This is a genomic window from Flavobacterium davisii, from assembly GCF_042182265.1.
GTDB lineage: Bacteria > Bacteroidota > Bacteroidia > Flavobacteriales > Flavobacteriaceae > Flavobacterium > Flavobacterium davisii.
Genome location: NZ_CP097869.1, coordinates 938,862 through 951,000 on the forward strand (window position 1 = coordinate 938,862; position 12,139 = coordinate 951,000).

A 12,139-nucleotide genomic window follows, 5' to 3' on the forward strand; every position below is an offset into this window, starting at 1 on the left:
AATAAACTATATATTATGCAAAAATTCAAAATAAAGCATTTTAACGAACTTTCTATAGATGAACTATATGAAATATTGTATTTACGATCAGAAGTCTTTGTAGTAGAACAAAATTGTCCTTATTTAGATGTTGATAAAAAGGATTCAAAAGCAATTCATGTTTTAGGCTATATAGATGATGAATTAGCTAGTTATTGTCGTTTGTTTAATCCAGGTGATTATTTTCAAGAATCTTCCTCAATAGGTAGGGTAGTAGTTTCCCCTAAACATCGGAGTCTTAAGTTAGGACACGAACTTATGAAAGTAGCTATTGATATTCTTGAAACAAATTATTATCAGAAAGACATTACAATATCAGCACAAGAATACCTAGTAAAATTTTACCAAAGCCATGGTTTTGTAATAACTTCAGAAACATATTTAGAAGACGCTATACCTCATGTTGAGATGAAAAGAAAGAAAACACAACAAATATAACGCCTCTTTATTTCATTAGTAAGAACCTTTTAAACCTAAATTTAGCATTCGAATTCATGATGAAGATAAAAAAGCAAAGAAAATAAAAATACGTAGAAATTTTTTCTTGGAGATCTGGGGGACAAAGGCGTAATTTAACACCTCATTTGTTACTCAGACAAAAGGAGGACTCCTATAATCCAAGTCAAAGTCCCAGTTTGTCACTCCAAAAAATCACCATCGCGTTTATCAAGTCAAATTTTGTCAGGGTTCATAGTACAACAGTTGATCCTTCTATTTTTTGATTTACTAAAAAAAATCTTTAACAATTGAGTCAGATTGGAACTCTAAAGGTAAAAAAGTATACCAAACTTCTCCAAGAAATGAGACTAAAATGAGTCAGTATATTCTTCCTAATGACAAAATTGATTACTATCTCTACAAGAAACTCAAATAGTATTGAAATAGATAAAAGAGAAAATAAAAAGTATCAAAATACTATAGAGTAACAAAATAAATGTTTATCTATTACGAAAAATTAGAGTTAATAACATTTATTACTATATGTAAATAAATGTCAAATTGACATTTATGTAAAATGGCTTAAAATTTGTAGTTTTATCAAAAAAATGAAATTATGATAGGATATTATATTTTACTTGGAGGTATTGCGCTAGTAAGCTGGTTGGTAAGTAATCGTTTACAAAATAAATTTGATCATTATTCAAAAGTACATTTACGAAATGGATTAAGTGGTGCCGAAATTGCAGAAAAAATGCTGCATGACCATGGTATTTACGATGTAAAAGTAATTTCAACGCCAGGTCGATTAACAGATCATTATAATCCCGCAGATAAAACGGTAAATTTATCAGAAGCGGTGTATAATCAAAGAAATGCAGCTGCGGCAGCTGTAGCAGCGCATGAATGTGGTCATGCTGTACAACATGCTACGGCATATAGTTGGCTAACAATGCGCTCTAAAATGGTACCTATGGTAAACGTTTCATCTTCGTTATCACAATGGTTAATTATGGGAGGGTTAATTTTAGGAGTTGCCTCAAAAGGATTGTCTATAGGATATATTGTAGCTCTAATAGGTTTAGCCCTAATGACCATAGCAACTGCTTTTTCACTGATTACATTACCTGTAGAATATGATGCAAGTAATCGAGCATTAGCATGGCTAAAAAATAAAAATATGGTAAGTCAGCAAGAATATGCAGGAGCAGAAGATTCTTTAAAATGGGCAGCTCGTACATATTTAGTTGCTGCTATTGGTGCGGTTGCTTCTATGCTTTATTGGGCAATGCAAGTTTTTGGCAGAAGAGATTAATCTTTATAACTGAACTAACAAATAGCCTTAAAGAGAGATTCATAAAGGAAAGATCGAATATTTAGTTTGTCAATCCGATAATAGGAAAATTATGATCAATATATGATTTTTCCTTGTGGCGAGGATAACAAAATCACGGACTTTTTGAATCCCTTTTTAAGGTTTTCTTTTAAAAATAAATTATAATTGTATTTGTCTTTCTATTTGTTGATCTAATGATATAAAAGTTTCGGTTCTAGAAACCCCTTCTATAGATTGAATTTTACTATTTAGTAATTGCATTAAATGTTCATTATCACGACAAATCATTTTTATTAAAATACTCCAATTACCTGTAGTATAATGACATTCTAATACCTCGGGTATTTTACTTAATTCTTTAACCGCTTCTGAATTTCGAGCAGCACGATCTAAATAGATCCCTACAAATGCCATAGTACTATATCCTAAAACTTTTGTATTAACAATGAATTTTGAACCAGAAATAACCTTGGCCTCTTCTAATTTTCTTAACCTCTGATGAATAGCAGCTCCCGAAATTCCTATTTTATTCGCAATTTGTAAAATAGGTTTACGAGCATCTTCCATTAAAAAACGTAAGATTTCTTTGTCTATACCGTCAATTTCAATTTGTAAATGATTTACTCGCATTAGTTTAAAAATGAAATCGAAAGTTAACTTTTGTTTCTAAATAAAACAAAAAAAAGAATATTATTCTCTTGTTGAAAAATTAAGAGGAAAGATGATTGATAAGACTGGGTTGAAACGAAAGTAATAAAAAATAGGTGAGCCTTTTTACACACTATATAATCTATTACATAATCTGAATTAAATTCAGATTCCGTATTAGACTTCGTTTTGAAACAAAAAAATCAACAAATTCAAGTACTCACAGGAAATTTTAGAAGAAGAAAGAGGAAACCTGTTGATACTTAAAATGGGAGTACGTGCTTGAATTGAAAGAAAAATAAAGAGGAATAGATTGGCTTCCTCCAATTCACTTCGTTCGAGTCATGATGGAATTTGGATTTAATAAAAAACCCCGTTTTAACTCTTTTTGAGCTTTTCGGGGTTCTATTTTTTGATATAAACTTTTATTTAATTATAAACCTAAGTAGCATTTTATTTTAAAATAGCTTTTAGAAGCTATCCCACTAAATTAATAATTTTACCAGGAACGATAATTACCTTATTAGGAGTTTTACCTTGTAATTGATTTTGTGTACGCTCATCTGCCATTACGATTTCTTCTATTTGAGCGGTTGTTAAATCTAAAGGTAACTTAATCGTGAAACGCATTTTCCCATTGAAAGATACTGGATATTCTTTTTCGCTTTCTATTAAATACTTTTCTTCAAATTGAGGAAAAGCAACGGTAGCAATTGACCCTTCGTGTCCTAATGCACTCCATAATTCCTCTGCAATATGTGGCGCATAAGGCGAAACCAACACCGCTAAAGGCTCAAGAATCGCACGGTGATTGCATTTTTGCTGTGACAATTCGTTCACACAAATCATAAACTGTGACACCGAAGTATTGAAAGAGAAATTCTCAATATCTTCCGTTACTTTCTTAATGGTTTTATGTAACGATTTAAAAGCCTCCCCCGAGCCCTCCGAAGGAGGGGCGTCAGAAACGTAAAAACTATCGTCTGGACCTGTATGGTATAATTTCCATAATTTTTTCAAGAAACCGTAAACACCTGTAATACCAGCTGTATTCCAAGGTTTTGCTTGCTCTAATGGCCCTAAGAACATTTCATATAAACGTAGTGTATCTGCTCCGTATTCGTTACAAATATCATCTGGATTGACTACGTTGTATTTCGATTTCGACATTTTTTCGACTTCGCGTCCTACAATGTATTTACCGTCTTCTAAAATGAATTCTGCATTTACATAATCCGAATATAAAGGATGTGCTTTGAATTTTTCTATATCTAATTCATTGGTAATATCATTGATGCAAGATAAATCAACGTGAATAGGATATATATTTTTGTTTTTAATCAATCCTTTTGAATAGAATGTTTTTGAATCCTCACTTCTATATACAAAGGCACTCATCCCTAAAATCATTCCCTGATTAATCAATTTTTTGAACGGTTCTTCCGTTGGAGCGAAACCTCTATCTTTTAAGAATTTGTTCCAAAAACGAGCATACAATAAGTGACCTGTAGCGTGTTCGCTTCCACCGATGTATAAATCGACATTTTCCCAATATTGTAAAGCTTCTTGACTTGCAAATTCATTTTCGTTAGCAGCATCCATATAACGCATCCAGTACCAAGACGAACCTGCCCAACCTGGCATGGTATTTAGTTCTAAAGGATAAGCCTCCCCTGACCCCTCCTTCGGAGGGGAAACCACTTTACCTAAAGTTGGGTTCCAATACCATTCTTTAGCATTACCAAGTGGTGGTTGTCCGTCCTCTGTTGGTAAGTATTTTTCTACTTCTGGCAATACAATTGGTAAATGTTTTGAATCAATCATTTGAGGCATGCCATTCACATAATATACTGGAAATGGTTCTCCCCAATAACGTTGACGTGAGAATACCGCATCGCGTAAACGGTAATTTACTTTGGCTTTTCCTGCTCCTATTTTTTCTAATTCTTCGATTACTTTTTTCGTTCCGTTTTTGTAATCCAATCCGTTTAAGAAATCAGAATCAACCAATTCGAAACCACCTTTTTCGCCGTAAGCTGCTTCAGAAATATCTTGATTGAAAATATTTTTAATAGCTGGCATTCCATTCGCTCCTTTGAAGAAATTTGCAAACGCATAATCACGTTCATCCCCACAAGGAACCGCCATAACCGCTCCCGTTCCATATCCAGCCAATACATAATCGCCAATCCAAATTGGAATTGGTTCTTTAGTAAATGGATGTTCTGCATAGGCACCCGTAAATACCCCAGAAATAGTTTTCACATCCGCCATACGTTCTCTTTCTGAACGTTTTGCTGTTGCTTCGATATACGCATCTACGGCAGCTTTTTGCTCTGGAGTGGTAATTTTTGCTACCAATTCGTGCTCTGGTGCCAATGTCATAAACGTCACCCCGAAAATCGTATCAGGGCGAGTAGTGAATACTTCAATTGTAGCTGGGAGTTGGAAGTTGGAAGTTGGAAGAACTTTGAACGAGACAGAAGCACCAACTGATTTTCCAATCCAGTTACGTTGTGATTCTTTCAACGATTCTGTCCAATCGATGGTATCTAAACCTTGCAATAATCGTTCTGCATACGCCGAAATTCGCATCGACCATTGGGTCATTTTTTTACGAATTACTGGGTGACCACCACGTTCTGAAACACCATTTACAATTTCGTCATTGGCTAATACTGTTCCTAAAGCAGGACACCAGTTTACCTCAGTTTCGGCTAAATAGGTTAATCTATATTGTAATAAGATTTTTTGTTGTTCTTCTAATGTATAAGATTTCCATTCATTAGCCGTAAACACAGTAATGTTATCATCGCAAACTGCATTTATCTTATTATTTCCTTCTTTTTCAAAAACAGAAACTAAAGTTGAAATAGCTTCCGCCTTATCTGTATTCTTATTATACCACGAATTGAATAATTGAATAAAAATCCATTGGGTGTGTTTATAGTAATCTGGATTAGAAGTACGTACTTCACGCTCCCAATCAAATGAAAAACCAATTTTATCTAATTGTTCACGATAACGAGTAATATTTTCAAGTGTTGTTTTTTCAGGATGTTGACCTGTTTGAATGGCATATTGTTCTGCTGGTAAACCAAAAGAATCATATCCTTGTGGGTGTAATACATTGTATCCCTGATGACGTTTATAACGTGCGACAATATCTGAAGCAATATAGCCCAACGGATGTCCTACATGTAATCCAGCTCCTGATGGATATGGAAACATATCGAGTACGTAGTATTTAGGTTTGTCTGAATTATTTGATGCAGCAAATGTTTTATGGTCTGCCCAGTACTTTTGCCATTTGGCTTCAATTTCGTTGTGAAAATATTTCATCTTTATTTTTATTTATTTGGAGTGATACCTAATGATTTTTTTAAAATAATACAAGCTTTAATTAAGCTTTCCAATAAAACCTAAACCATACGCTTTTTCATTTAAAATAGGATAAGCAATATAGCTCATTCTTTTATCTTTTTTTGCTTGATCCCATCTAAAAGGACTCCAATAATGTACTACAATGGCAGATGCCATTCCTATTCCTGCGCCCGCAGCAACATCGCCTGGCCAATGACGCGTATTAGCAACTCTTAAGACTCCTGTAGCCGTTGCAAATAAAAAACCAGAAGCAGCATACCATTTGTTAGAATCTTTATATTCTAAATATTGAATCATAGCATTAGTGAAAGCAGTTGCTGCATGCCCTGAAGGAAATGAATTATTGGCAGAACCATCAGGACGCAAATCTTTAACAGAATTTTTTAGTCCGTGTACAACAGCAGCACTAATAGCATTCGAAATAATTTGATTGGTAATCATTTGTTTATATCCGTGCTTACTTTCAATACCTATGCTTTTACCTCCTAAGGTTTGAATAATAGGAATATACTGTATATAATCGTCTACTTTCGTACTAAAAGAAGCTCCAAATAATTGGTTTTTAAAATCTAATAATTGATTACGCCAAGCAGGTGTACGTAAGATAATACCTGATGTTATTAATGTAGCTGGAATAATCATTTTTTTTACACTAAAAATATCCTTTTGTTTTTTTTCATGTATTGTATCTGTTATTTGTGCAAAACCAGAAAAGGCACAGATATAACTAACTAATAATAAATAAATCAATTTTTGTTTTTTCATAATCTATCTAAAAAGTAATGGATAATCCTAATGTTTTAAAATGGGGTGTATTAGAACCTATTATATTCATTTCATATTTAGGTTTATTAAGTTGTAGTCCTATATTTTTGTTAACATCTTTAAATCTTCTTTTAGCAATATTTTTACCTGAAAAATATCCGATCAGTAACGCTAAAGGATAATCAGAAATCCAATGTACTTCACTTTGAACCATTTGAAAACACATACCTGCTATTAGCGTATATCCAACAGGTTTAATCCATTTATAGTCTGGATAATTAGTTGTAATTACAGTTAAGGCCGACATAATTGTGGTGAGATGTCCTGAAGGCATAGCATCATAATGTGGTGTAGATTTTGCATAAGCTGAAAAACTAGGAAAAGGATTCCAATCACCACCAGGGTTGCCATTTTCGCGCGCAATAAATGGGCTTTCTCGTCCTGTAACGCGTTTTAAAAATTGAACATATACACCTGATAAGGCTAAACTTTCAATCAATCCACTAGCTGTTGACAAAGCTCTATAATCATTACTCAGTAAACCAAAAGTTGTAAATCCAGCAGTTAATAAAATAACAGTGGTACCATTCCCAATTAAATAAAGACCTGCTCCTAAATTCTTAGGAATATTTTGTAAGGGACCAAACTTACCGTATGTATTGTTAGAACTTAATCCTATACGATCAGAAAATTCACGCGATGAATTGGTAATAGATTGATCAAAAGGAACTAAAACAGCAGTACCTGCAACCGCTCCACCTAAATACCAAGCATGATCTTTAGCTACAAAGTCTTTACTCGTCGTGATAAAATCTTTTGGTAAAAAGGTAATAGCGTCTAAAATTCGAGGCTTATTATAAATTCGACTAGTGTTAAAATCAATTGGATAGGATTGTGTTTTGTCTTTTGTTTCAAGTTTATCGGTTTTGATTGCTATCAAGGTATCATTTGTTTGACTAAATAAACCCCAATTTAATAGCAAACAACAGTAAAAAGCTATTTTTTTCAACTCTTTTTTATTTAAGATTTGTGCAAATTTACATTTATTATAAGAAAGTGGAAACTTTGCGCATTATTAACTTTACATAAAGAAAATCTTTGTTATTTTTACCCCAAATAAATATACTGTATGAGTTCATCTTTTGATAAGTTTCAAAAACGCCGATTAATTACATCGTATTTTTCAGTGATATTAAGTGTAGGTTTAGTACTTTTTATGTTAGGATTGTTAGCATTATTCATCGTTAATGCCAAAAAATTGTCTAATGATTTCAAAGAAGGAATTACAATGACTGTTTTTTTCAAAGATGATGCTAAGGATACCACTTTAACAAAATATGGCGAAATGCTTAAGGAAGCTAAGTTTGCTAAAGATTATGTTTTTATATCAAAAGAGCAAGCTGCTAAAGAACACGAAAAAACATTAGGCGAAAATTTTACGGAATTCTTAGGCATGAATCCTCTAAAAAATTCTTTTGATATTCATTTACGTGCCGACTATGTTGAAAATGATAGCGTAGCAAAAATTGAACGTAAACTAAGAGAAAATCCTTTAGTAGCAGATATTTTTTATGATAAACAATTAGTGAAAATGGTGAATGAAAATGTTAAAAAAGCCAGTATGTGGATTCTTATAATAAGTGGTTTTTTAACGGTAGTGGCTGTTTTATTAATTAATAGTTCTTTACGCTTGTCTATCTATGCTAACCGATTTATTATCAAAACAATGCAAATGGTTGGAGCAACTAAAGCTTTTATAAGAAAACCTTTTATAATGAGAAGTGTAAAATTAGGCATGATAGGAGCTGGTGTGGCCATCATAGCACTATTGGGTGTGTTATTTTACATAGATAATATTTGGCCAACTTTAGGTGTATTTAATGATATGGTTTCCATAATTTTCATACTATTAAGTGTATTTGGAATTGGTGTTTTAATTACTTGGTTAAGTACTTATTTTGCCACACAATGTTTTTTAAATTTAAGAACAGACGATTTATATTAATCTTTTTAGATGATAGATTGTAGGATTTATACGTAAACTGTTCATCCTGAAATCTAAAATTTGAATGCTATTATTTTTATGGAAAATAAAAAACACGAATTTCTTTTTGATAAAGTAAATTATAAATTTTTACTTATAGGTATTGCCGTTATTGTTTTAGGTTTTATACTAATGGCCGGCGGAGGTAGTGATGACCCTGCAGTCTTTAATCCTGAAATTTTCAGTTTTAGAAGAATCAGATTAGCACCAACTGTTATTTTAGCAGGCTTTGGTGTGGTTATCTATTCCATTTTTAAACAAGACAAATAAAACAAAGCAGTAATTTATGAAGGGGCTCTAATCGAACTAATTAAGCCTTCATACTTTACCAATCCTCAATGTAAATATGGATTTACTTAAAGCAATTATTATAGCTATAATAGAAGGTTTGACAGAGTACTTACCTGTTTCCTCTACCGCTCACATGATTTTTACAAGCTCTTTTTTTGGGATTCAAGAAGATGATTTTGTAAAACTCTTTCAAGTTTCAATACAATTTGGTGCTATTCTAGCAGTCGTCTTTTTGTATTGGAAAAAATTTTTTGATTTTACTAAATGGAATTTCTATATCAAATTAACAGCGGCAGTTATTCCCGCCCTGATATTGGGTAAGCTTTTTGATGACAAAATAGAGGCTGTTTTAGAAAAACCAGTTCCAATTGCTTTTGTACTCATTCTAGGAGGTATTATTTTATTATTTATTGATCGTTTTTTTCAAAATCCTCAAATTACCTCAGAAGAAGATCTTTCTATTAAAAAAGCCGTAACCATTGGTTTTTGGCAGTGTTTGGCTATGATGCCCGGTACTAGCAGAAGCGCTGCTTCTATAATTGGAGGTATGCAACAAGGACTTACGCGTCATGTAGCCGCTGAATTTTCTTTCTTTTTAGCCGTTCCTACTATGTTAGCTGTAACCTGTTACACTGTATTTTTAAAAACGTATGAACATAGTCAGATGAAAGGATTTGAATTAATTTTACAGTCAAAAGAGACCATCACAATGTTCGTAGTAGGAAATATTGTAGCCTTTTTAGTAGCTGTATTAGCTATTAAACTTTTTATAGGTATTATTAAAAAATACGGTTTTAAACCTTGGGGATGGTATCGTATTATTGCAGGCACATTATTATTAATCTATTTTTCTTTTAATAAATAATAACATTTTGTACACAAAAGAAGATATACTAAACGGACAAATTTTACTGATAGACAAACCTTTAACTTGGAGTTCCTTTCAGGCTGTTAATAAACTGAAGTACGTATTGAAAAATCGTTTGGATTTACCTAAAAAATTCAAAATTGGTCATGCAGGAACGTTAGATCCGTTAGCTACAGGATTACTAATTGTTTGTACAGGAAAATATACTAAAAGGATTCCTGAACTAATGGGACAGATTAAAGAATATACTGGAACTATACAATTAGGAGCCACAACACCTTCTTACGATTTAGAGACTCCCATAAATGCTACTTTTCCTATTGATCATATTACACCACTACTTATAACAGAAACAGTTAAACAATTTATAGGCGAAATAAATCAAAAACCTCCTGTTTTTTCTGCCTTAAAAAAGGATGGAAAACGCTTATATGAACACGCTCGAGCTGGTCAAGAAATAGAAATTGAAGCACGTAAGACTACCATTTACGAATTTGAAATTACTCGAATAGAATTACCAGAAATTGATTTTAGAGTTAGCTGTAGTAAAGGTACTTACATTCGTTCTTTAGCTTATGATTTAGGTCAGGCCTTACAATCTGGAGGACATCTGTCTGCTTTACGACGTACAAAAAGTGGCTCTTTTTCAGTAGAAAAAGCATTAACACCTGATTTTTTTTCAGAATTAATTCCTAACAACCAATTTTAGGTTTACTAATCAATGCAAAGAAATCCCAGTAAAAAATGTTGGATTTACTTTTAAAAAATAATTTCGTTACATTAATCGCTCCTATAAAAATTAGAATAAGATTTATCAAAATAAGATGACATAACGCAGTTTGTCACTTTTATTATAATGAAAGTGACAAACATTTACGTTATTTTTTCGGATGGCTATTTTTTAAAATTTTAATTATAGATTTTATTTACGGATTCTTCTATACGCATCATGATGGATATCAGCTCCTCCATTGTGCTTTTTCCTTTATCATGTAGATACCAAAGTTGTAACTCTTTTTTTGCGGTTTGATCTACTACTCCATATTGTGCCTTATAACTTTTTATAAGATTAGTAGCTCCTTCAGGTCGAGGTCCCCAGGTTGCTTTTAATTCATAATCTTCATTATCTAGAATAATGAGTTTAGGTATGGCACGCGCATCATTAGTTAAAAAACAATTCATTAAAGGATCATTTGCATCTCTAAATACAAAACGTAAATTAATTTTATCCGTTACGGAACTTATTTTAGACAAAATAGGCGCTATCTGAGCAACATCACCACACCATCCTTCTGCTAATACTAACCAAGTATATTCTTTTTTTATTTTATTTATATTATTAAAAACATCCTCTGGAATCTGTAAAGTTTTATCTAAACGATTCATACGAGTTTGATTCAATTGACTATAATATAAATGATCTTCCGACTGATCATTACCTGAAGACTTCCCTTGAACTAATAAGTCAGCTACTGATTTTCTATACTCTGAATAGGTATAACTATTCAATAGGCCTTGGATAATTTCTGCTTTCATAATAGTTAATAGTTTGTGTGTTTTTTAGGTTTTACGAAATTATTATTTTATAATAAAAATATTAAGTTATAGTACAATAGATATACATCATTAATACGTAAATTTATATATAAAAAATTACTTTTTTTGTAATAAAAATTACATAATATGAAAAAAAAACGTTGTAGCTGGTGTGAAAAAGATAATTTATATCGTAACTACCATGATAATGAATGGGGTAACCCAATTTATGATGATGAAACAATTTTTGAATTTTTAGTATTAGAAACTTTTCAAGCAGGTTTAAGTTGGTATACCATTCTTAGCAAAAGAGAAAATTTTAGAAAAGCCTTTAATAATTTTGATTTTGAAAAGATAGCACAATATAGTCCAAAAAAATTAGAATTGTTAGCAGAAGATTCTGGTATTGTTAGAAATAAGCTTAAAATAAAAGCAACAGTAACAAATGCGCAAGCTTTTATTAAAATCAGAGAAGAATTTGGAACTTTTTCAAAATACATCTGGGGTTTCGTTGATGGTAAACCTATAGACAATAACCCCAAAACATTAAATGATGTTCCTGCTACGACTGAAATATCTGACAAATTAAGTAAAGATCTAAAAAAACGTGGGTTCAAGTTTGTGGGTTCAACCGTTGTGTATGCACACATGCAGGCAACAGGAATGGTAAATGACCACGTGGAAGATTGTTGGAAGAGGGAATAGTTTTTAGTAATCAGTATTTTAGTGCACAGAATTACGTTTTTAAAGTTCTTAGAAACAAATTTTATTCTAAAATTACGGATCGTAT

The 12,139-nt window shown here is 32.1% G+C and carries 12 protein-coding genes; 7 read left to right on the forward strand and 5 right to left on the reverse strand.

Annotated elements, in window-relative coordinates:
• Nucleotides 1-15: 15 nt before the first annotated feature.
• Nucleotides 16-477, forward strand: a complete 462-nt coding sequence (locus NAB20_RS03790; protein ID WP_088391049.1) for a GNAT family N-acetyltransferase — start codon at nt 16-18, stop codon at nt 475-477.
• A 616-nt stretch (nt 478-1,093) separates the two neighbouring features.
• Nucleotides 1,094-1,792 carry a zinc metallopeptidase gene (locus tag NAB20_RS03795; protein ID WP_105195131.1) on the forward strand — a complete coding sequence of 233 codons (699 nt, stop codon included), beginning with the start codon at nt 1,094-1,096 and terminating at the stop codon, nt 1,790-1,792.
• Nucleotides 1,793-1,972: 180 nt separating this feature from the next.
• Here NAB20_RS03795 and NAB20_RS03800 read toward each other — a convergent pair whose 3' ends face one another.
• The 4 genes from NAB20_RS03800 to NAB20_RS03815 form a co-directional block, all read right to left on the reverse strand.
• Nucleotides 1,973-2,443: an Lrp/AsnC family transcriptional regulator gene (locus NAB20_RS03800; protein ID WP_088391045.1), complete on the reverse strand. Its 471-nt coding sequence runs from the start codon at nt 2,441-2,443 to the stop codon at nt 1,973-1,975.
• A gap of 495 nt (nt 2,444-2,938) precedes the next feature.
• Nucleotides 2,939-5,803, reverse strand: coding sequence for a leucine--tRNA ligase (gene leuS, locus NAB20_RS03805; protein WP_375605534.1), 2,865 nt, complete (start codon nt 5,801-5,803; stop codon nt 2,939-2,941).
• A 57-nt stretch (nt 5,804-5,860) separates the two neighbouring features.
• Nucleotides 5,861-6,610 (reverse strand): phosphatase PAP2 family protein, encoded by a 750-nt coding sequence (locus NAB20_RS03810; protein WP_375605535.1) that lies wholly within the window; start codon nt 6,608-6,610, stop codon nt 5,861-5,863.
• 7 nt (nt 6,611-6,617) lie between these two features.
• Nucleotides 6,618-7,619: a phosphatase PAP2 family protein gene (locus NAB20_RS03815; protein ID WP_105195134.1), complete on the reverse strand. Its 1,002-nt coding sequence runs from the start codon at nt 7,617-7,619 to the stop codon at nt 6,618-6,620.
• Between the two features lie 120 nt (nt 7,620-7,739).
• On the opposite strand from NAB20_RS03815, the gene NAB20_RS03820 reads away from it, so the two are divergent.
• The 4 genes from NAB20_RS03820 (at nt 7,740) to truB (ending at nt 10,522) form a co-directional block, all read left to right on the forward strand.
• On the forward strand, nt 7,740-8,615 hold the full coding sequence (locus tag NAB20_RS03820) for a cell division protein FtsX (protein WP_375605536.1): 876 nt from the start codon (nt 7,740-7,742) through the stop codon (nt 8,613-8,615).
• A 78-nt stretch (nt 8,616-8,693) separates the two neighbouring features.
• Entirely contained in the window at nt 8,694-8,924 is a 231-nt protein-coding gene (locus NAB20_RS03825; RefSeq protein ID WP_088391035.1) for a DUF3098 domain-containing protein, read from the forward strand.
• A gap of 76 nt (nt 8,925-9,000) precedes the next feature.
• On the forward strand, nt 9,001-9,810 hold the full coding sequence (locus tag NAB20_RS03830; protein WP_088391033.1) for an undecaprenyl-diphosphate phosphatase: 810 nt from the start codon (nt 9,001-9,003) through the stop codon (nt 9,808-9,810).
• Between the two features lie 7 nt (nt 9,811-9,817).
• Nucleotides 9,818-10,522 carry a tRNA pseudouridine(55) synthase TruB gene (gene truB, locus NAB20_RS03835; RefSeq protein ID WP_088391031.1) on the forward strand — a complete coding sequence of 235 codons (705 nt, stop codon included), beginning with the start codon at nt 9,818-9,820 and terminating at the stop codon, nt 10,520-10,522.
• A 200-nt stretch (nt 10,523-10,722) separates the two neighbouring features.
• On the opposite strand, the gene NAB20_RS03840 is transcribed toward truB, so the two are convergent.
• Nucleotides 10,723-11,349: a thioredoxin family protein gene (locus NAB20_RS03840; protein WP_088391029.1), complete on the reverse strand. Its 627-nt coding sequence runs from the start codon at nt 11,347-11,349 to the stop codon at nt 10,723-10,725.
• A 147-nt stretch (nt 11,350-11,496) separates the two neighbouring features.
• Between NAB20_RS03840 and NAB20_RS03845 the strand changes: the two genes are divergently transcribed.
• Complete coding sequence (locus tag NAB20_RS03845; RefSeq protein WP_088391027.1) at nt 11,497-12,054, forward strand: DNA-3-methyladenine glycosylase I; 558 nt, start codon at nt 11,497-11,499, stop codon at nt 12,052-12,054.
• Nucleotides 12,055-12,139 lie beyond the last annotated feature (85 nt).

What these genes read in the sequence shown, in the direction of transcription:
- NAB20_RS03790 (WP_088391049.1), top strand. Translation starts at nt 16, where the DNA reads ATGCAAAAATTCAAAATAAAGCATTTTAACGAACTTTCTATAGATGAA.
- NAB20_RS03795 (WP_105195131.1), top strand. Translation starts at nt 1,094, where the DNA reads ATGATAGGATATTATATTTTACTTGGAGGTATTGCGCTAGTAAGCTGG.
- NAB20_RS03800 (WP_088391045.1), bottom strand. Translation starts at nt 2,443, where the DNA reads ATGCGAGTAAATCATTTACAAATTGAAATTGACGGTATAGACAAAGAA.
- leuS (WP_375605534.1), bottom strand. Translation starts at nt 5,803, where the DNA reads ATGAAATATTTTCACAACGAAATTGAAGCCAAATGGCAAAAGTACTGG.
- NAB20_RS03810 (WP_375605535.1), bottom strand. Translation starts at nt 6,610, where the DNA reads ATGAAAAAACAAAAATTGATTTATTTATTATTAGTTAGTTATATCTGT.
- NAB20_RS03820 (WP_375605536.1), top strand. Translation starts at nt 7,740, where the DNA reads ATGAGTTCATCTTTTGATAAGTTTCAAAAACGCCGATTAATTACATCG.
- NAB20_RS03825 (WP_088391035.1), top strand. Translation starts at nt 8,694, where the DNA reads ATGGAAAATAAAAAACACGAATTTCTTTTTGATAAAGTAAATTATAAA.
- NAB20_RS03830 (WP_088391033.1), top strand. Translation starts at nt 9,001, where the DNA reads ATGGATTTACTTAAAGCAATTATTATAGCTATAATAGAAGGTTTGACA.
- NAB20_RS03840 (WP_088391029.1), bottom strand. Translation starts at nt 11,349, where the DNA reads ATGAAAGCAGAAATTATCCAAGGCCTATTGAATAGTTATACCTATTCA.
- NAB20_RS03845 (WP_088391027.1), top strand. Translation starts at nt 11,497, where the DNA reads ATGAAAAAAAAACGTTGTAGCTGGTGTGAAAAAGATAATTTATATCGT.